The organism is Niallia sp. Kr1 (genome assembly GCF_050389805.1).
GTDB lineage: Bacteria > Bacillota > Bacilli > Bacillales > Cytobacillaceae > Bacillus_BD.
Genome location: NZ_CP130945.1, coordinates 2,681,914 through 2,702,101 on the forward strand (window position 1 = coordinate 2,681,914; position 20,188 = coordinate 2,702,101).

Here is a 20,188-nt window from a genome sequence, read left to right on the forward strand (position 1 = left end):
AAATTTATGAGAAAAAAATCGATTCTTTCCAGTTTAATCATGTCATCCCTATTGATTTTAGGAGCATGTTCAAGTAGTGAAACGTCAAACGAATCAGAAGGGGAAAATGTAAAGGAGTATAAAATCGGGGCTATTTATTCAAAAACAGGTCCAAATGCTCCACTTGGAGAACCCGAGTGGAACTCAACCAAGTTATTAGAAGAAAAAATTAATGCGGAAGGTGGCATTAACGGAGTTCCAATTAAAGTGATTCTAGCGGATGACGAATCATCGCAAGAAAAAGCTACTCAAGAAATGAACCGATTGGTTAATGATGAAAAGGTCTTTGCGATGCTTGGCTCTTCAGGTAGCGGTGAAAGTTTGGCTATGAAAGGAATTGCGATGCAGCAACAGGTTCCATTAGTATCCGGTGGGGCAAGTATGCATATCGTTGAACCAGCAAGCGAGGCTAAATGGGTATTTAAGACTCCACATTCTGATATCCACGCTGTACAAAGAATTTATAAGTATTTAAATGACCAAGGTATTAAAAATGTGGGAACTTTAGTTGATTCGAATGCATTTGGTACAAGTGGATTAGAGCAATTAGAAGCACAGGCCAAAGAATTTGGGATAAAAATTGTTGCAAAAGAAAGCTATAACACACAAGATCCGGATATGAGTGCCCAGCTAACGAAAATCAATAGAGCGAAAGCAGAAGCTGTTATTGTTTGGGGAACAAACCCGGGACCAGCCGTGATTGCTAAGAACTTAAAAGACTTAGGTTTAGATATGCCACTGATTTCTAGTCATGGAATTGCGAATCAATCGTTTATTGATTTAGCAGGTGATTCGGCAGAAGGGGTAGTGATCCCAACTGGAAAATTATTATTCCCATCACAAATCCAACAAGACGATGTTCAATATGAAGTAATTTCAAACTTTCATAGTGAATATCAGAAAAAATATAATAGTGAGCCAACAAACTTTGGTTCCTATGGTCATGACAACTTAATGTTAGTAGTGGAAGCTTTACGTGCTGGGGCCACAGATCGTGAATCGATTAGAGATTATTTAGAAAATGATATTAAGGATTGGACAGGTGCTACAGGTGTCTTTAATTTCTCGCCTGAGGATCATAACGGTTTAAGTGCCGATAGTATGGTGATAGCAACGGTTAAAGATGGGAAGTGGACTTTGCTAGAAAAATAGAAAGTTCTCGATTAAATAAACAGAATCTTCTAAAAAGGGGTATGGCATAACTTTGATAACAAGGTTATGCCATTTCTTTTCATTCAGATTTTTTTAATACGTGAAAAAAGGAGCAATGAAATGGTGTTTTCACATATTCATAGAGGTTGGTTCATTTTAGTGATAACAGTCTTAAATGGATTTGCATGTTTGGGTTTGGCAAGATTTTCTTTCGGGGTTATCCTTCCATTTATGATAGAGGGATTATCCCTATCCTATTCAGAAGCAGGACTCATCGCATCCGCATTGTTTTTCGGTTACTTAGCAAGTGCCTTTTTTGTAGGAAGATTTATTCAGGCCTATAAAGAAAAGAAAGTAATTATCTTTTCTTTACTACTAACAGCAGTAGGGATGTTCTTAAGTGTAATATCCTACCATTTTTGGTTAGCATATATTGCCTGTTTCATCATGGGACTTGGTTCAGGTGCAGGGAATATAACATCTGTAGGATTGGTAGGTAAATGGTTTGCAGTTTCCCATCGAGGCAGAGCTCTAGGAATTACCAATTCAGGTTCAGGACTTGGAATGATTTTTAGTGGGTTTATCGTACCGATTTTAATGGTTTGGAATATAGACGGTTGGAGAATGAGTTGGTTGGTTTTGGCTCTTTGCGTCCTATTGATTCTGCTCATCAATGTTTTTTTTCTTATTGATGATCCTTCAACTATCCGTCTTAAACCGGTTGGAAAGGAAATCCCACCTGATAAAGTAAAGGGAAATAAGGCAAGTGTAATAGAAAGCATTTACTGTAATAAAAGTATTCTCTTGATTGGACTTACTTATTTTGCTTGGGGTTTTTCTTACTTGATATTTTCCACCTTTTTTGTTGATTTTTTAATGATCGATGCGAAACTTGAAATGAATTTGGCTGGTACATTTTTTGCCATTGCTGGAATCGTTAGTGTTGTGAGTGGATTTATATGGGGGAGGTTATCAGATCGAATTGGTAGAATGCTAACCCTATTTTTCGTATATCTTACTCAAACATTTATCTTACTACTTTTTGCCATCACGAGCCATCCAGCACTCTTGATGATAGAAACCATTATTTATGCTTTAACCTTGTGGGCTGTACCTACTGTAATCGTGGCCGCAGTAAGTGATATCGTGATTCCACTAAAATCTCCTATGGCAATCGGTTATATTACCCTCTTTTTTGGGATTGGGCAGTGGCTCTCTCCGATGATAACAGGCTCCTTAGTCGAACACTTTAGTTATACGATTGCCTTTTATTTGTCTGCCGTTGTTTGTGGTCTAGGTAGTATAGGATGTATCTACTTACATAGGACCTTTCGGACAAGAAATAAAATTAGTTTTAATCCAAATATACAAGAAGTAAATAGTGATCCTCTTAAGTAGTTGAAAAAAATGTCCAACTTGATATATATAACAAAAAGTTAAAAATATTATATTATCTGTTATATTATTAAAAGAAAGTGATAGAAATATATTGAATTAGTTAAATGATAATGGCGATAAACATTGCAAAATAAAGGTTTTACAATGTTTATTTTTAAATTTAAAAAATTATCAGAAAACGGTTGCAATCTATATAACAATAAACTATAATAACGTTATAAACATGTTATATAAATTTAAGGAGGCAAATGAAAAATGATTAATATGTCCTCGGTAATTGAAGAATCAGAAAAGTTAGAACAATTCATCCAAAAGATTGAAAAAGGGGAAAAGATCGAAGCGGATGATTGGATGCCTGAAGAATATCGTGTGGCGTTAATTAAATTAATTTCGATGCATGGAATTAGTGAAATTATGGGAGCGCTACCTGAAAAAGAGTGGGTTCCAAAAGCACCATCTTTACACCGCAAACTTGGGATTATGGCAAAAGTTCAAGACGAAATGGGTCATGGTCAATTATTACTACGTGTCGCAGAAGACCTTCTAAAACCATACGGGAAGAACAGAGGAGACTTGATGCAAGATTTATTTAAAGGAGATTTAAAGTTCCACAATGTCTTCCATATGGCAACAAGATCTTGGGGAGATGCTGGTTTAATTGGTTGGTTAGTTGATGGAGCTGCGATTATTACACAAACCAATATGCTAAATGCTTCCTATGGTCCATATGCAAGAGCTTTACACCGTATCTGTGCCGAAGAAGTATTCCATGCTCACCATGGAGAAGCAATCATAATGGCACTGGCAGAAGGAACACAAGAGCAAAAAGAGATGGTCCAAGATGCATTAAACCGTTGGTGGCCTGCACTTCTCATGTTCTTTGGCCCGGCAAGTAGTGAAACAACTGGAACATCTAAACAAGATGTCACCATTAAATATAAGATTCGTACAAAATCAAACGAAGAACTACGCCAAGACTTCTTTACTAAATATGTTCCAAGAATTCTTTCTCTAGGTTTAACGATTCCAGATCCAACGATTCATTTTGATGAAGAAAAACAGACTTGGATTTATCAACAGCCTGATTGGAACGAATTTAAACAAATTATTAAAAATAAAGGGCCACGTTCACAAGCCCGATTGAATTTACGACGCACATCTTATGAAAATAATGCATGGGTTCGCGATGCACTTGCGGCAGTGGTGAACTAATAATAAAAAGGAGAATGAAGAAAAATGGGAAACGATAATAAAACGTTTTATCAAGAATATGAAGTATTTAGTAAACGTACACCTTCTGCTTCCTTTCAACATCAATTTAGCCTTCTTGCACCAAATGAAGAAATGGCATTAATTATGGCACAAGAAAATTTTATGAGAAGAGAAACGGTATATGATATTTGGGTAGTGAACCGTTCAAATATTCGCGGATTAAGTCAAGAAGAGAAACTGATCTTAAACCGTCTTGATAACAAAGATTACCGAAACACAAAAGGATATGGCTATTTAAAGAGAAAATGGCGTCATTACGAGCAAAAAATGTTTGATGAAAAAGAAATTCTGTCTTGGGGAAAGGAGAAAAGTCAATGAGTGAAGCAACCTTAAATCCAGAAAATAAAAAAGCGGTTATCGATTTATTATATCAATTAGCAGATGATGATTTTCTCTATGCTTATCGTAATTCGGAGTGGCTCGGACTTGCTCCGCATATTGAAGAGGATGTAGCTTCTTCTTCCATAAGCCAAGACAGCATGGGGCATGCAGCGATGTTTTATCGACTACTTGAAGAACTAGGTGAAGGCGATGCCGATGCTTTAGCGCACGGTCGACCTTGGAGAGAAAGAAAGAATTGTATTTTAGTAGAAAGAGTAAATGGACCAGGTAATTATATGGAGAACGCACAATATGATTGGGCTTATGCAGTGGTTCGAAACTATCTTTATACAAGTGCTAAAAAAATTAAAATCCAATCACTAAAACAAAGCTCTTATCAGCCACTTGCAGATGTAGCTGTCAAAGTTGATATGGAATTACATTACCATTTACTTCATTGGAAAACATGGTTTGTACAACTATTAAGTTCCACTGTAGAAGCAAAAGAGCGAATGAATGCAGCATTTGAAAAAGTAATAAATGATTTTGCTGATGTCTTTTCATTTGGGAATGAGGGAGAGCAAATCACTGCTGCTGGATTAATGGAAGAAGAAGCCGTTTTAAAACAAAAATGGGCTTCTGTGATCGGACCAGTATTAGAATCAGTTGGATTAAGTGTACCTGCCCATTTTAGTTCAGGAAGTCTAAATGGTAGGAACGGGGAGCATTCAATCGAACTTGAGGAAGCACTTGCGATTCTAGCTGAAGTGTACAATTTAAATCCCGTAGCTTCCTGGTAAATATATGAGAGTGTGGTGTGAAGAGATGAAAGCACCGGTTCAAATTTTAAAAGATGATGTGTTAATCGTATTATCAACGGTTAAAGATCCTGAAATTGATACAGTAAGTATCATCGATTTAGGGATGGTTGAAGAAATTACGATCGAAAATCATTCGGTGAAGGTTGATATTTTACCAACCTTCGTCGGATGTCCTGCCTTAGAATTGATTCGAGAGAATATAGTAAAGGCTGTAATTGGTTTAGAAGGAGTAGAGGAAACAACAGTTGAATTCGTTAATACTCCTCCGTGGACATCGGATCGAATTACGGAGAAAGGAATGCACGGACTAAAAGAGTTTGGGATTGCGCCACCGCCCAAATATCTGAAGGAAGATGGTTCCTGGCATGTGGATTGTCCATATTGCGGCTCCACTTATGTCACTTTAGACAATATTTTTGGTCCAACAGCATGTCGAAGTATTCTTTATTGTAAAAGCTGTAAAAACCCATTTGAAGCGATGAAGCTGATTTCAACTACATTATGAAAGAGGGAAGACATAATGGTAAAACTAATTGCATTTTATAAACAACCTGAAAATAAAGAAGCATTTGATGAGCATTATTTCAATGTGCATGTACCTATTACAGAAAAGATCCCTGGTTTACGAAAAATGAAAGTGACAAAAGGAACCGGATCTCCAATGGGGGGAGAAGCGAAATATTATTTAATATGTGAAATGTATTATGACAGCATAGAAGATTTAAATGCAGGTTTAAGATCGGCAGAAGGAAAAGCATCAAGCAAGGATGTGATGAGTTTCGCAGGAGACATCGTTTCATTTATGATTGGTGAGGACGTAGAATGAATGGATTTGAATACATTGAAAGATTGATAGAGGATGGAGTAGGAGTGATCAAACTAAATCGTCCTAAGCAGTTAAATGCATTAAATCGAAAAATGATTCGAGAAATCATTACGGCTTTAGAAGAGTTTGATCAAAATGATGAGGTTGTTACGATCCTTGTAACAGGAAATGGAAGAGCGTTTTCTGCAGGAGCCGATATTGATGAAATGGCAGAAAATGATTCGATTCAAATGGAATTATTAAACCAGTTCGCAGACTGGGATCGGATTACTCTCATCAAAAAACCGATTATCGGGGCTGTGAAAGGGCTTGTGTTTGGTGGCGGATTTGAGTTGGCTTTAAGTCTAGATATCTTAATAGCTGCTACAGGTACACAATTTTCTTTCCCTGAAGTCCAACTCGGTGTTATGCCTGGAGCGGGTGGCACTCAGCGCCTAACAAAAGTCGTTGGGCGAGCAAAAGCGTTAGAGTGGATTTGGACAGGGGATCGTATTCCTGCCGAAACGGCTTTACAATTTGGGATTATAAATACCATTGTTTCCGAAGAATTATTAATGGAAGAAAGTATGAAATTGGCCAAGAGATTGGCGAAGCAACCTCCTTTATCTTTAAGACTCATTAAAGACTCTATTAATAAAGCAGTAGATTATTCACTATATGAAGGAATGCAGTATGAGCGAAAAAATTTCTATCTGCTGTTCTCATCTCAGGATCAAAAAGAAGGAATGCAGGCTTTTATCGAAAAGAGAAAAGCTGAATTTAAAGGGAAATAAGGAGGTGGAACACCATGTATGAAAATATTCAATACACTCTAATTGATGGAGTAGCAACGATTAAGTTAGCTCGACCAGATAAATTAAACGCGTTTAATCGTACGATGATCCGCGAAATCACAGCGGCTGTGAAAGAGGCAGCAAGAGATGAAAAAGTACGATGTCTTGTATTCACTGGAGAAGGTCGCGGATTTTGTTCAGGTCAAGACTTGGCGGATGTTGATAAAAAAATGGACCACGGAGAAGTGTTACGAGAGCAATATCGTCCAATGATGAAACAAATTATGAACCTGGAAAAACCAGTTGTAGCAGCTGTGAATGGTGTAGCAGCCGGAGCAGGATTTAGTCTTGCTTTAGCCTGTGATTTCAGGTTGGCTTCCGAAAAATCAAGCTATGTAAATGCTTTTATTCATATAGGTTTAATTCCAGACTCTGGTAATCTTTATTTCTTGCAAAACTTAGTAGGCTACTCAAAAGCAGCTGAGATTTCCATATTAGGAGAAAAAATTTCAGCTGATCGAGCATTGCAGTTAGGACTAGTGACAAAGGTAATTCAAAGCGAATTATGGGATAAAGAAGTAGGTGAATTCACAGAATATTTGGCGAAAATACCCACAAAAGCGGTTGGTTTGATCAAACGAAATTTAAAACAAGCGAATTCCCTTTCATTTGAAAAATATTTAGAAGCGGAAGCACAAGGACAAAGAATTGCTGGCTTAACGAAAGATCACCAAGAAGGTGTGCAAGCCTTTATCGAAAAAAGAAAACCAGTTTTCATAGGTAGTTAAATTAGAAAAATAAGAGGAGGAAAAACAATGACAACAACTCAACAATCCATTCAAGAAAACCAATCAATAAAGCGTGATTTCTATCATTTAATTATAAATGGTCAAAAAGTAGAAAGCAGTAATGGCGGTACAATCAAAACGTATAATCCAGCAACAGGTGAATTAATTGCAGAAGTTGCAAAGGCAACGAAAGAAGATGCAGAAAAAGCGGTTCAAGCAGCACGTAATGCTTTTGATTACGGGAAGTGGAAGAAGTTTCCGGTAAACAAACGCTCACGAGTGCTAAATAAAATTGCTAGTATTATGCGTTCCCGTTTTAATGAATTAGTAGAATTAGAAATGCTAGATACAGGTAAAAGTTTAAGTACAGCTCAAGGCCAAGTAAATCAAGCGATTGAAGACTTTGAATTTTACGCGGGTGCGATTGTTTCACATGGAGGTCGTGTGAATCCAATGCCAGGTCAATTCCATAACTATACAGAAAAAGAACCAGTTGGCGTATGTGCACAAATTATTCCGTGGAATTACCCGTTAATGATGGCAGCTTGGAAAGTCGCTCCTGCCATTGCAGTAGGTTGTTCTGTAATCGTAAAACCCGCTTCCTTAACACCGCTTACAGCGATTATTTTAGGTGAAATTTGCTTAGAAGCAGGTGTTCCAGAAGGTGTTGTAAACATTGTTCCAGGTTCAGGATCTGAAGTAGGAAATTACTTAGTGGAACATGAGCAAGTTGATAAAGTAGCGTTTACAGGCTCTACTCCAATTGGTAAAGATATAATGGCAAGAGCATCACAAACATTAAAGCGTGTTACTTTAGAGCTTGGAGGAAAATCTCCTAATCTTGTATTTGCAGATGCAGATATTGATGCAGCGGTAGACGGTTCACTTTATGGAATCTTTTATAATACAGGTCAATCTTGTGAAGCGCGTTCTCGTTTATATGTACATGAAGATATATACGATGAATTTGTTAGTAAATTTATTGAAAAAACAAAGAAAATCAAACTCGGTGATCCATTTGATCAAGCAACCCATGTTGGTGCCATTATTGACCGCAACCAAGTTGAAGTGATTGATGGATATGTAAAATCGGCAATCGAGGATGGTTCGGAAATCCTAACAGGTGGAAAGCCGGCGATTATAGAAGGTTTCGAGAACGGCTTCTGGTATGAACCAACTGTTATTGCCAATGTGAATCACGACATGAAAGTCGTAAAAGAAGAAATCTTTGGACCTGTAGTTGTGATTATGAAGTTTAAAGATGAAAAAGAGGCGATCAAGCTAGCTAATGATACCGAGTTTGGTTTAGGTTCTGCTATTTGGACGAAAGATGGAGCGCGGGCACAACGAGTTGCAGGTCAAATTCAAGCAGGGATCGTTATGGTAAACTGCCCATTCTCAGCAATGCCTGGAACACCATTTGGTGGTTACAAGCAATCAGGTTTCGGAAGAGAATTATGTATTGAAACATTGGATCTTTATACAGAAACAAAGAGTATTGTATCTTACTATGGAAGTCGTCCATTAAATCCAATGGGGATTTAAGTCCATTAATGAATGGAGTACGATTACATCAATTTTAAAGAGATGTTTCGTACTCCTTTACATAATCGAAAAAGGGAGAGGAAGAAGTGATGATAGAAACAATTATGGTTGTAGGTTCCGGTGTGATGGGAAGAGGAATTGCTTATGTTGCAGCAGTAGGAGGATTTCGTGTCTCCTTATATGATGCAAATGAAGCAGCATTAAAAAATGCTAAAGAAGAACTATACAAAATTTTTGATAAAGGGTTAGCTCGAGGGAAAATAACAGTAGAAGAAGTGGAAACCGCAAAAAATAATCTTCTGTTTGTTCCTCAATTAGAAGAAGCAGCAAGACAGGCTGATTTGGTGATTGAAGCAGTTCCTGAAAAGACCGAGATCAAAAAGGCTGTTTTTGAGTCTCTTGAACAATATGTCCCCGAACATTGTTTATTTGCCACGAATACTTCAACCATGAGTCCAACAGAAATTGGCTCTTATGGAAAACGTCCAGAAAAATCCATTGCGATGCATTTCTTTAATCCTGTTCATAAAATGCCACTTGTTGAAATTGTTCGCGGACTTGAAACAAGTGATGAAACAGCAGAGGTGGTGCGACAAGTAGCAGAGCAAATGGGAAAAGAAACCGTTGTGATCAATGAATTTCCAGGGTTTGTGACTAGCCGTATTTCTTGTCTTGTTGGAAATGAAGCATTTTATATGTTGCAGGAAGGACTTGGGACCCCAGAGGAGATCGACAAAGCGATTAAATTAGGGTTGAATTATCCAATGGGTCCATTTGAGTTAGTTGATTTAGTCGGCTTGGATGCACGCTTAAATAATTTAAAATATTTACATGAAAAATTAGGTGAAAAATACCGCCCTGCTCCATTACTAGAACAATATGTGAAAGCAGGTCGCCTTGGTCGTAAATCAGGTAAAGGGGTTTATGATTATACAAAAGAAAAAGAGGTGCTATCAAAATGAGAGAAGTCGTAATCGTAGATGCAGTCCGTACACCTATTGGTAGATATAAAGGTGCATTAAAAAGTGTTCGACCCGACGATTTAGGCGCAATTGTAATTAAAGCATTATTAGAACGAAATCCGAATCTTCCAGCCGAGGATATTGAAGAAGTCGTGCTAGGAAATGCCAATCAAGCAGGAGAAGATAATCGAAATGTAGCTAGAATGTCAGCATTGCTTGCGGGACTTCCAATATCAGTAGGGGGAACAACAATCAACCGACTATGTGGATCAGGTTTGGATGCAGTTATGTATGCAGCAAGAGCCATTGCGAGTGGGGAAGGGGATATTTATATTGCTGGTGGCACAGAAAGTATGACTCGTGCTCCATTTGTAATGGGGAAACCTGAAATTGATTATCCTCGAGGTTCAATGGAATTACAAGACACGACGATTGGCTGGAGATTTACGAATCCTGTATTAGAAAAAATGTACGGTGCGGAAACGATGCCAAAAACCGCTGAAAATGTCGCTCAAGACTATAACATTTCACGTGAGGCACAAGATCAATTCGCTTTCGAAAGCCAGCAACGAGCCAAAAAGGCGATGGAAGAAAATCGCTTTGAAAATGAAATCGTGCCAGTCACTGTGAAAGATCGCAAAGGCAATGAAACGGTTGTAGATAAAGATGAACATCCACGCCCAGACACGACTCTAGAAAAGCTAGGTAAATTAAGACCTATTTTTGAAGGAGGATCTGTAACTGCAGGAAATGCTTCAGGTGTGAATGATGGTGCCTCTGTATTATTGATTATGAGTGCTGAAAAGGCAAAAGAATTGAACCTGAAGCCGTTAGTCAAATATGTTGTCGGTGCAACAGCAGGGTTAGAGCCAAGAGTCATGGGACTCGGACCGATCTATGCATCCAGAAAGGCGTTACAAAGAGCTCATTTATCTTCTCAAGATTTAGGCTTAGTTGAATTAAATGAGGCTTTTGCTTCCCAATCATTAGAATGTATCCGTCAATTAGAGCTTGATCCATCAAAGGTTAATGTAAATGGTGGTGCGATTGCATTCGGTCATCCGCTAGGTGCTAGTGGTGCTAGAATTTTAACCACTTTAATCTATGAAATGAAAAAGCGGGATGTTCAATATGGTCTTGCAACTATGTGTATTGGCGTTGGTCAAGGCATAGCTGCAATTGTTGAAAATATTGCTGACTAATCTATGAAAATACCTTTATTTGACTAGTGGTCGGTAAAGGTATTTTTATCTGATTGAAGAATATGTAGGTATTAGGATTTTTCTATTTCGTTAAAAAGTGTTCAACTGGAAAGGAGTCTAAAAGAGATGTCAAAAGTGTTATATAGTGTGGAAAATCATATTGCATACGTGACGATTAATCGTCCAGAGGTTCTTAATTGTTTTGATTATGAAACATTAGAGCAATTAGCAGACGTGGTCAATCAAATCGAAATGGATCAGGATGTTCGTGTTGCTATTTTTACCGGTGCAGGTGAAAAGGCATTTAGTGCAGGTGCCGATTTAAAGGAAAGGAAAACATTATCTGTCAAAGAGGTTCGGAGAAATGTAAAGGCGATCCGTGATGTGTTTAATCAAATTTCACAACTCCCTCAGCCAACAATTGCAGCAGTTAATGGCTATGCATTTGGAGGCGGGTTTGAATTGATCTTGGCTTGTGACTTTGCAATTGCTGTTCCAGAGGCGAAAGTGGGTCTAACAGAAACTAGTTGGGCGATTATACCAGGTGCAGGAGGAACACAGCGACTACCCCGATTGATTGGAGAAATGAGAGCAAAGGAACTCATTTTCACAGCTAAAAAGTTAACAGCACAGGAAGCTTATGATTGGGGGATTTTAACAAGAGTTATCAATGATGAAAACGTAGTTGAAGCCAGTATATCATTTGCAAAAGAGATGTTACAAAATGGTCCAGTTGCTTTAAAACAAGCAAAGTATGCGATTTGTAATGGAATGAATGTTGATCTTCAAACAGGTCTAGCAATTGAATCGAAAGCCTATGAATTAACGATTCCTACAGAAGACCGGTTAGAAGCTTTAACCGCATTTAGTGAAAAGAGAAAACCTGCTTTTAAAGGAAAATAAAATTTGCAAGACTATCAGAAAATTGGCTATTATAATAGAATACTCCGAGATATTATTGTTAATTTGGACAAAACTTGTCCGATTTACAAGGAGGGCGCACAGAACACAGAAAAGAGTGATTTCATATGAGTAAGACACAGTCGATGATCCTAACAATTTATGGAGATTACATTAGCCATTATGGAAATAAAATTTGGATTGGCAGCCTGATCCAATTAATGAAAGTTTTTGGCCATAATGAGCAAGCGGTTCGTGTCGCTGTTTCTCGGATGATGAAGCAAGGCTTACTCCAATCCGAGAGAAGGGGAAATAAAAGTTTTTATGAGCTAACGGAAAGAGGAGTAAGTCGAATCAACGAGGCAGCAAGAAGAATTTATAAATTGGAACCACATGAATGGGATGGAAAATGGAGAGTCATTATGTATAACATCCCTGAGGAGAAAAGACAAATTCGAGATGAACTCAGAAAAGAATTGCAATGGAGCGGTTTTGGAAACCTATCAAATGGCTGTTGGATCTCGCCTAATAATTTTGAAAAAGAAATAAATCTTTTAATTAGTAAGTATCAAATTGAAGAATATGTTCAGTTATTTCTATCCAAACATATTGGACCACAACCAGACTTTACTTTAGTTCAAAAATGTTGGCCTCTACAGGAAATTGAAGAAAAATATGATGATTTTATTGACGAATACAGCAAAAAATACATTATTCATCAAAGTTTGATTGGTAGCGGAGAAATGACGGATGAAGACTGTTTTATAGCAAGAGCGAATTTGGTTCATGAATACCGAAAGTTTTTATTTATTGATCCTTTTCTTCCTAAAGAATTGTTGCCCGAAGGTTGGAGCGGAAATCATGCCGCACTATTATTTGATCAATATTATAAAATTTTAGCAGAGCCAGCTAGCCGTTTCTTTGAAAATGTTTTTCAGGAAGAAAATGATTTAGGAAAGAAAGATAAAGATTATAATGCAGAAGAATTTCCTTTAATGAGTGAGATCGGGGAATAGAATCATCAGAACAATAAACTCCACAATACTAGATTTCTATGGCTAGTATTGTGGGAACTAGTATTTTCCTACTTCATGATTTAAGAATCTCATTATATATGTAACTTTTTTCAACATAAGTATCAATCGAAAGTTGGATCAGTTCAAAATCTTTATCGGTCAGTTCTCGAACCACTTTTCCTGGTGAACCTATGACAAGAGAACGTGGTGGTATGACCTTACCAGATGGAATCAGTGTATTGGCACCAATGATACATTCCTCCCCAATAACTGCGCCATCTAAAATAGTTGAACCCATTCCGATAATACATCTTTTTTTAACGGTACAACCATGAAGAATGACATTATGTCCGACAGTTACTTCATCTTCAACAATAACTGGGGATCCTTCTGATAAATGAATGGATGTATTATCCTGAATACTGCAGCGATCTCCAATGATTATAGCGTCTTCATCACCGCGTAAAACTGCATTAAACCAAATAGAAGTTTCTTTACCAACTTGAACATCACCAATCAAATGTGAACCAGGAGCTAAAAATACGGTTTCGTGTACAAGTGGATTTTTGTCTTTATAGGGAATTAACATCATAAAATCTCCTTTTTTATTATTTGAATTTTCATAGTATTATAACACAAATATACATAATTGATAAGGAGGGATTGTCATGAACTCAGTGTGTGAACAATTAAAGATTAAGTACCCGATCGTTCAAGGCGGAATGGGAAATATTAGCCATGCGACGCTGAGCGCTGCGGTTTCAGAAGCCGGAGGTCTTGGTACGATTGGATGTGGTACGATGAAGCCGGATGATGTGGAAAACATTATTTTAGAAACAAAGGAATTAACTTGTAAACCATTTGCTATCAATATTGCTTTATCCGTAAATCCCTATGTTGAGGAATTAGTTCATTTAGCTATTAAACATCAGGTTCCAGTCATTTCATTGTCTGCGGGTAACCCTGCTCCATTCATTCCCACCCTACATCAACATGGAATAAAAGTGATTGTGGTCGTTGCCTCAGTAAAACATGCCCAAAAGGCAGAAGCAGCAGGAGCAGATCTATTGGTAGCAGAAGGCTTTGAGGCAGCAGGAATTAATTCAAGTCTTGAATTAACAACATTTACATTGATTCCTCAAATACATAAAGCTGTATCCATTCCTGTTATTGCAGCGGGTGGAATTGGCGATGGAAAAGGATTAGCAGCAGCCATGATGCTTGGGGCAAGTGGTGTCCAAATGGGCACACGTTTTATTGCAACAAAGGAAGCCCAGTTACATGATAACTATAAAGAAAGGCTGCTTCAGGCAAGCGGAACCGATACTAGAATCGTAGGTCGTACAGTAGGGCGGGTGAGAAGGGTCTTGCAATCAGAATATGTTGAAAAGATATTCCAAGCAGAAAAAGAGGGAATCAGTTTAGAAGAATTTAATGAAATCACTTCAGAGGATTACCATGTTAAGGGTGCTGTTTTAGGAGATTTAGAAAATGGATATATTAACAGCGGACAAATTGCCGGTTTGATTTCTGCGATTCCAACAGTCCAAGAACTTATAGAGAGTATGATGGAAGAAGCAAAAACTCAACTCGAAAAGGTTACTCAAATTCTACTGCTACAATGGAGTAAATAAAAGTAACATGAATAATAATTAAAATATAAAGCTTTGTTAAGTGTTAATTTTGATTTGCAACTATGTTGATTGTAGTGGGAGTCAAGAAAACTCATACGGTAGAAGAGAGAAGGGCAAGACAACTTAAGACACAAAGTATCATGTGGCTTTCCTGTTGCACGCTGAATGCGAAGTGACTGGAACGGAGTCAACAACCAAGTTTAACAAAGTAAAATATAAAATAAAGGTGGAGTTTAATTGATTACAAATTTAACAGAGCAAGAGATTCATGAGAAATATTATAATGATATATACAAAACCTTTGAAAATGAACCATATGCCCAATTTCTCGGTATCGAACTTAAAGAGCTTGGTTTAGGCACAGCAACGGCCGAATTAGAGATTAAAGATCATATGCTAAACTCGCATGGCACCGTTCATGGCGCAATCCTGTTTGCGATAGCTGACTATGTATTTGCTGCCGCTTGTAATTCCTATGGAAAAACTTCTGTAGGCCTATCAACCACGGTTAACTTTATGGCTGCTGGAATGAATGGATCTACAATTAGGGCGATTGCTGTAGAAGAAAAGAAAAACAATCGAACCTCGTGGTATAAGATTCAGATCGAAAGTAATGGCGAACTATTGGCAACGATGGAAGCATTGGCATATCGTAAAAATCACTATTTTATTTCAATTGAGGAATAGTCGTCATTTTTTAATAACGAAAGGAGTCCAAATGGAAACGAAATATCGTCCTTCTGATTTGCTAAATGTCGTCAAAATAAAAAGAGTACCTCCGAATTGTGATCTAACGTTACAGATAAAACCGACTCTTGCGCATGATGGTTATGCAACAGCCATATGGAAAGTTGATGAAAATCTTCTTAATGGACATGATGTGATAATGGGTGGATTTCTATGCGACCGATACAATAATGGCTTATGCCATTGCATCAATATTAAATCCAGACCAAAGCTTTGCATCCATTGATCTTCATACAACTTTTCATAGACCACTTTTACCTGGAACAGCCAAATTAGAAGCAAAAGTAGAAAGAAAAGGAAAAAGTATAGCCTATTTGACAGCTGAGGTTTTTCAAAATGAAAAGAAGTGTTGCAGTAGTGTTTCTTCAATTATGATTAAGGAACATTAATAAAAGGAATAACCGTTCATTTACTCCCATGAGATATAAAACTTTATATGAAATGATACCCTAATAAAATAAATGGGGTAAATGTAGTTGATGCTTGTCCTATACAAACTTTTACTCCTTTACATATTGTATTGATGTAAGAGCTTCTACAATATATGTAAAGGAGGAATCCATATGTCTGGACAACAAAGCGGATATGGATCAAATGGGTTTGTGTTGCTCGTTGTATTGTTTATCCTGTTAATCATTGTTGGAGCATCTTTTTATTAAAGATCATCCTATAATTAGTTACAAAGAAGAGAGCTGACGTAAAGAATTAGCTCTCTTCTTTTCTTAGCATTAATATCGTCTGTGAATCTTACAATACTTCTTCATTCAACTCTTCACTTTCATTCTCATTCTCATTATTTTTTGCCTTATAAATTTGGAATAAAAGACTCAAAATACTTGATATTTTATCAAAATTAAAATCAAATTTATTAAGTGTTTTCAATGGTTGTCCCATAGGTGGCATTTGAAATAACGAAATTTTGTTATTTAATATGCTTAATTCATTTAAGATTCTATTTAATAATTCCCTTTCTTCATTTATTTTTTCACTTTCATTTTCATTTACATTTAAATCTTCTTTTTTATTTACATTTGGATTTTCTTTATATTGGTCAATAAAAGCCATTAGGATATTTAATAACTTGTCTATATCAAAATCGAATTTTTCTAGAAAATTAAAAGGATTTTTGGGAGTTGGTTTCGTTTTTTGCATCGAACACAATATATTTCCTATTTTTTTTAATTGATTATTTATTAGGACGTTTTCTTTTAAGATTTTATCTAATGATTCAGTTTGTGATTCTAACTCATTTTGAAGTATTAATTTTTTTTTAAATCTCTTTTCTCCTAACTTTTTAAAAAACGCTTCTGTTTGCTGTTCTGAATTGATTTTAAATTGTGAATAATATTCGGTTTTTTTTTCATAATACATTTTTAACCTCTCCTTGTTATAAAAATTAATGGTGGTTGTCCGCAATATATTATGATTATGTAACAATTGGTGTATAGACAGAAAAACTTTTTACTAACTATGAGGGAGTTAATTGGTCTTGTAACTTTGGTTATGTAATAAAATGGCGTTTGTTTTTTAAAAACACGCAATTTAGTTTAGAAGTGGTAAGTACTAAACTAAATTGATCACTATTTGATTATTTTTCTGGATTGACCATAAAAAAGTAAAAAATTCAGTTATTGCAGTATAATTCTCATTGACATAGAACTTATTTTAGGTGACGATAGAAATATATTCTATTTACCTTGGAGGCTCTGATGAAATACATTAGTACACGTGGGAAAGTAAACAAAATTGGCTTTATTGATACCGTTTTAATGGGATTGGCAACAGATGGAGGATTATTAGTACCAGAAAAGATTCCTCAAATTTCTAAAGATAAGCTAGATGCAATGTCCAATCTATCCTATCAGGAATTAGCATATGAAATTATTTCTTATTATGTTGATGGAGAAATTCCTGAGAACGAACTTAAGGAGTTAATCAAGAAAAGTTATGAAACTTTCCGTACTCCTGAAGTAACACCGGTGGTTAAATTAAAAGAGAATATGTATGTTCTCGAATTATTCCATGGCCCTACTTTTGCCTTTAAAGACGTAGCGCTACAGTTTTTAGGAAATTTATATTCTTATATCGCCAAGAAAACAGGGGAAACCATCAATATTCTTGGAGCAACTTCTGGAGACACAGGTGCATCTGCAATTGAGGGTGTGCGAGGAAAAGAAGGAATCCGTATTTGTATTTTGCATCCGCATGGAAAAGTAAGCAAGGTGCAAGAACTACAGATGACAACCGTTGATGATGAAAGTGTATTAAATTTAGCGATTAAAGGAACATTTGATGATGGTCAACGCATCATTAAGGAAATTTTTGCTGACTTGGATTTTAAAGCTCAATATCATCTACGCGCGATTAATTCCATTAATTTTGCCCGTATTTTAGCTCAAACAGTCTATTATTTCTATGCCTATTTCCAAGTAGCAAAAGAAAAAGACATTAAGAGCCTTAACTTCAGTGTACCAACTGGTAACTTCGGTGATATTTTTGCTGGTTATTTGGCGAAAAGAATGGGGCTGCCTGTTGGAAAACTGATTGTAGCGACTAATGAGAATAACATTTTGGAACGCTTTATTAAAGATGGTGTTTATCAGCCTGGAGAGTTCCATAGCACGTATAGTCCATCAATGGACATTCAGGTAGCTAGCAACTTTGAGCGTTATCTATACTACCTATTGAAGGAAGATCCAAGCGCAACTTCTGCATTAATGGATCAATTCAAATCTGAAGGGAAAATGACTGTCACTGTGGAGCAATTACTTCGAGTACAAGCTGATTTTGCGGCAGAAGGGGTGCAAGGGGAAGAGTGCCTGAAAACAATTAGCCAATACCATAAAGAAACACAATATTTATTAGATCCTCATACCGCATGTGGGATTGCCGCATATGAAACATGTAATGAACAAGATCAAGTTTGTGTAACGCTTTCGACAGCCCATCCAGCAAAATTCAATGAGGCTATTCAATTATGTGATATTGAACAGACATATCCTGAACAAATCCAAGCTTTATTTGATAAACCACAATATTTAGAAGTGGTTGAGGCGTCTAATGAAGATATTCGCCATCAATTAGAAAAGCATTTCCGTTCTACATCATCAGTTGAGAAGTAAAAAAAAATTACTCTATTTTATTTTAAAAATAATACCCCTCTATTTGCTAACATGCAGATAGAGGGGTATTCGTTATTTATTTACAAAAGTATAATTTATGGTTGTTAATTTCGGATAAGATAATCAAATGCACCTAATGCTGCTGTAGCACCAGATCCCATAGAAATGATAATTTGTTTATAGGCAGTATCTGTACAATCTCCTGCTGCAAATACGCCTGGAATACTTGTTGCTCCACGTTTATCGACAACAATTTCGCCCATTTTTGTCAGTTCAAGTTTGTCACGTAAGAAATCAGTATTTGGAACAAGACCAATTTGAACGAATACGCCTTCTAATTCAATGTGGTGAATTTCTTCAGTTGCACGGTCCTTGTAAGAAATACCGTTCACTTTATCTGTACCTGTAATTTCAGTTGTTGCTGCATTTTTGATCACTGTTACATTTGGTAAACTATTTAGACGATCTTGAAGGACAGAATCTGCTTTTAATTCAGGAGCAAATTCGATGACTGTTACATGTTTGACGATTCCAGCTAAGTCAATGGCCGCTTCAATTCCAGAATTTCCACCACCAATAACAGCTACACGCTTTCCTTCAAATAGAGGTCCATCACAGTGAGGGCAATAGGCAACTCCTTTATTTTTGAACTCAGCTTCTCCCGGAACATTGACATTTCTCCAGCGAGCACCCGTTGATAGAATAACGGACTTACTTTTTAGAACTCCACCGTTTTCTAGTTCAACTTCGACTAAGTCTTTCTTTTCAATATTCACTACACGTTGAGAATCCATCACATCAACATCGTATTCTCTAACATGTTCTTCAAGACTAGCGGCAAGCTTTGCACCTTCAGTATGTTTAACAGAGATAAAGTTCTCAATCGCAACCGTATCAAGGATTTGACCACCAAAGCGTTCAGCAACAACACCTGTGCGGATCCCTTTACGAGCTGCATAAATAGCTGCACTTGCTCCTGCTGGACCACCGCCAACTACAAGGACATCAAATGGTTCTTTTTCTGAGAAGACAGATGCGTCAGGACCGCTGCCAAGTTTTGTAAGGATCTGTTCAAGGGACATACGACCACTTTCGAAGAATTCTCCATTTAAGTAGACTGCTGGTACAGCCAATACATTTTTACTTTCAACTTCTTCTTTGAATGCTGCCCCATCAATCATTGTGTGCGTAATACCAGGGTTCAACAGGCTCATTAAGTTTAGTGCTTGCACGACATCTGGGCAGTTTTGACAGCTTAGGCTGACATACGTTTCGAAATGATATTCACCTTTAATATTCTTAATCTGCTCGATTAGTTTCTCATCAGCCTTAGGTGCTCTTCCACTAACTTGTAATAGAGCTAATACAAGGGATGTGAATTCATGACCAAGGGGGAGACCAGAGAATGTAATTCCTGTATCTTCACCAACACGGTTGACACTAAAGCTAGGAGTTCGTTTAAGCTCCGTTTTTTCTACTTTAATATGAGAAGACATTGAAGCAAGTTCATTTACAAGCTCATCCATGTCTTTTGATAAGTTATCATCACCTGTGCTAACTTTAAGGACGATATCGCCCTCCATTAATTGAAGATATTGATTTAGTTGTTCTTTGATAGTTGCATCTAAAGCCATTTGATTTTCCTCCTTATATGATCTAGTTATTGAACC

22 protein-coding genes are annotated in these 20,188 nt (G+C 36.9%); 19 read left to right on the forward strand and 3 right to left on the reverse strand.

Annotated features, from left to right (window positions below):
* Positions 1-6 precede the first annotated feature (6 nt).
* The 14 genes from Q5760_RS12915 (at position 7) to paaX (ending at position 13,015) form a co-directional block, all read left to right on the forward strand.
* Positions 7-1,191: an ABC transporter substrate-binding protein gene (locus tag Q5760_RS12915; RefSeq protein WP_428908058.1), complete on the forward strand. Its 1,185-nt coding sequence runs from the start codon at positions 7-9 to the stop codon at positions 1,189-1,191.
* A gap of 120 nt (positions 1,192-1,311) precedes the next feature.
* Positions 1,312-2,589: an MFS transporter gene (locus Q5760_RS12920; protein ID WP_428908059.1), complete on the forward strand. Its 1,278-nt coding sequence runs from the start codon at positions 1,312-1,314 to the stop codon at positions 2,587-2,589.
* A gap of 255 nt (positions 2,590-2,844) precedes the next feature.
* A complete protein-coding gene (gene paaA / locus Q5760_RS12925) occupies positions 2,845-3,801 on the forward strand; it encodes a 1,2-phenylacetyl-CoA epoxidase subunit PaaA (RefSeq protein WP_428908060.1) in 957 nt (318 codons plus the stop codon).
* Between the two features lie 24 nt (positions 3,802-3,825).
* The gene (gene paaB / locus Q5760_RS12930) at positions 3,826-4,179 is read left to right on the forward strand and encodes a 1,2-phenylacetyl-CoA epoxidase subunit PaaB (RefSeq protein WP_428908061.1); all 354 of its coding nucleotides are present in this window, start codon (positions 3,826-3,828) and stop codon (positions 4,177-4,179) included.
* Positions 4,176-4,982 carry a 1,2-phenylacetyl-CoA epoxidase subunit PaaC gene (gene paaC / locus Q5760_RS12935; RefSeq protein WP_428908062.1) on the forward strand — a complete coding sequence of 269 codons (807 nt, stop codon included), beginning with the start codon at positions 4,176-4,178 and terminating at the stop codon, positions 4,980-4,982. The genes paaB and paaC overlap by 4 nt, the downstream gene beginning before the upstream one ends.
* 25 nt (positions 4,983-5,007) lie before the next feature.
* Positions 5,008-5,508 carry a 1,2-phenylacetyl-CoA epoxidase subunit PaaD gene (paaD, locus tag Q5760_RS12940; RefSeq protein WP_428908063.1) on the forward strand — a complete coding sequence of 167 codons (501 nt, stop codon included), beginning with the start codon at positions 5,008-5,010 and terminating at the stop codon, positions 5,506-5,508.
* A 15-nt stretch (positions 5,509-5,523) separates the two neighbouring features.
* Positions 5,524-5,829, forward strand: coding sequence for an EthD family reductase (locus Q5760_RS12945; protein ID WP_428908064.1), 306 nt, complete (start codon positions 5,524-5,526; stop codon positions 5,827-5,829).
* Entirely contained in the window at positions 5,826-6,602 is a 777-nt protein-coding gene (locus Q5760_RS12950; RefSeq protein ID WP_428908065.1) for an enoyl-CoA hydratase/isomerase family protein, read from the forward strand. Before Q5760_RS12945 ends, Q5760_RS12950 begins: the two co-directional genes overlap by 4 nt.
* A 14-nt stretch (positions 6,603-6,616) precedes the next feature.
* Positions 6,617-7,390, forward strand: a complete 774-nt coding sequence (locus tag Q5760_RS12955) for an enoyl-CoA hydratase-related protein (RefSeq protein ID WP_428908066.1) — start codon at positions 6,617-6,619, stop codon at positions 7,388-7,390.
* A 27-nt stretch (positions 7,391-7,417) separates the two neighbouring features.
* Positions 7,418-8,935, forward strand: coding sequence for an aldehyde dehydrogenase family protein (locus tag Q5760_RS12960; protein WP_428908067.1), 1,518 nt, complete (start codon positions 7,418-7,420; stop codon positions 8,933-8,935).
* A gap of 89 nt (positions 8,936-9,024) precedes the next feature.
* A complete protein-coding gene (locus Q5760_RS12965; protein WP_428908068.1) occupies positions 9,025-9,897 on the forward strand; it encodes a 3-hydroxyacyl-CoA dehydrogenase in 873 nt (290 codons plus the stop codon).
* Entirely contained in the window at positions 9,894-11,099 is a 1,206-nt protein-coding gene (locus tag Q5760_RS12970; protein ID WP_428908069.1) for a thiolase family protein, read from the forward strand. The genes Q5760_RS12965 and Q5760_RS12970 overlap by 4 nt, the downstream gene beginning before the upstream one ends.
* Positions 11,100-11,225: 126 nt before the next feature.
* The gene (locus Q5760_RS12975) at positions 11,226-12,002 is read left to right on the forward strand and encodes an enoyl-CoA hydratase-related protein (RefSeq protein WP_428908070.1); all 777 of its coding nucleotides are present in this window, start codon (positions 11,226-11,228) and stop codon (positions 12,000-12,002) included.
* A 125-nt stretch (positions 12,003-12,127) separates the two neighbouring features.
* Positions 12,128-13,015 carry a phenylacetic acid degradation operon negative regulatory protein PaaX gene (gene paaX, locus Q5760_RS12980; protein WP_428908071.1) on the forward strand — a complete coding sequence of 296 codons (888 nt, stop codon included), beginning with the start codon at positions 12,128-12,130 and terminating at the stop codon, positions 13,013-13,015.
* A 73-nt stretch (positions 13,016-13,088) separates the two neighbouring features.
* Here the strand turns inward: paaX and Q5760_RS12985 are convergent, their stop codons facing one another.
* Positions 13,089-13,604, reverse strand: coding sequence for a gamma carbonic anhydrase family protein (locus tag Q5760_RS12985; protein WP_428908072.1), 516 nt, complete (start codon positions 13,602-13,604; stop codon positions 13,089-13,091).
* A 79-nt stretch (positions 13,605-13,683) separates the two neighbouring features.
* Here Q5760_RS12985 and Q5760_RS12990 point away from each other — a divergent pair, with 79 nt between their 5' ends.
* The 4 genes from Q5760_RS12990 to Q5760_RS13005 all read left to right on the forward strand — a co-directional run bounded on the left by Q5760_RS12990 (position 13,684) and on the right by Q5760_RS13005 (position 16,055).
* Positions 13,684-14,649: an NAD(P)H-dependent flavin oxidoreductase gene (locus Q5760_RS12990; protein ID WP_428908073.1), complete on the forward strand. Its 966-nt coding sequence runs from the start codon at positions 13,684-13,686 to the stop codon at positions 14,647-14,649.
* Positions 14,650-14,886: 237 nt separating this feature from the next.
* Positions 14,887-15,336 carry a PaaI family thioesterase gene (locus tag Q5760_RS12995; protein WP_428908074.1) on the forward strand — a complete coding sequence of 150 codons (450 nt, stop codon included), beginning with the start codon at positions 14,887-14,889 and terminating at the stop codon, positions 15,334-15,336.
* Between the two features lie 203 nt (positions 15,337-15,539).
* The gene (locus tag Q5760_RS13000) at positions 15,540-15,785 is read left to right on the forward strand and encodes a PaaI family thioesterase (RefSeq protein WP_428908075.1); all 246 of its coding nucleotides are present in this window, start codon (positions 15,540-15,542) and stop codon (positions 15,783-15,785) included.
* Between the two features lie 174 nt (positions 15,786-15,959).
* On the forward strand, positions 15,960-16,055 hold the full coding sequence (locus Q5760_RS13005) for a YjcZ family sporulation protein (RefSeq protein WP_428908076.1): 96 nt from the start codon (positions 15,960-15,962) through the stop codon (positions 16,053-16,055).
* Between the two features lie 88 nt (positions 16,056-16,143).
* Here the strand turns inward: Q5760_RS13005 and Q5760_RS13010 are convergent, their stop codons facing one another.
* The gene (locus Q5760_RS13010) at positions 16,144-16,767 is read right to left on the reverse strand and encodes a hypothetical protein (RefSeq protein WP_428908077.1); all 624 of its coding nucleotides are present in this window, start codon (positions 16,765-16,767) and stop codon (positions 16,144-16,146) included.
* 338 nt (positions 16,768-17,105) lie between these two features.
* Here Q5760_RS13010 and thrC point away from each other — a divergent pair, with 338 nt between their 5' ends.
* Positions 17,106-18,518: a threonine synthase gene (gene thrC / locus Q5760_RS13015; protein WP_428908078.1), complete on the forward strand. Its 1,413-nt coding sequence runs from the start codon at positions 17,106-17,108 to the stop codon at positions 18,516-18,518.
* Between the two features lie 104 nt (positions 18,519-18,622).
* Here thrC and ahpF read toward each other — a convergent pair whose 3' ends face one another.
* Positions 18,623-20,152, reverse strand: a complete 1,530-nt coding sequence (gene ahpF, locus Q5760_RS13020) for an alkyl hydroperoxide reductase subunit F (RefSeq protein ID WP_428908079.1) — start codon at positions 20,150-20,152, stop codon at positions 18,623-18,625.
* Between the last annotated feature and the right edge of the window lie 36 nt (positions 20,153-20,188).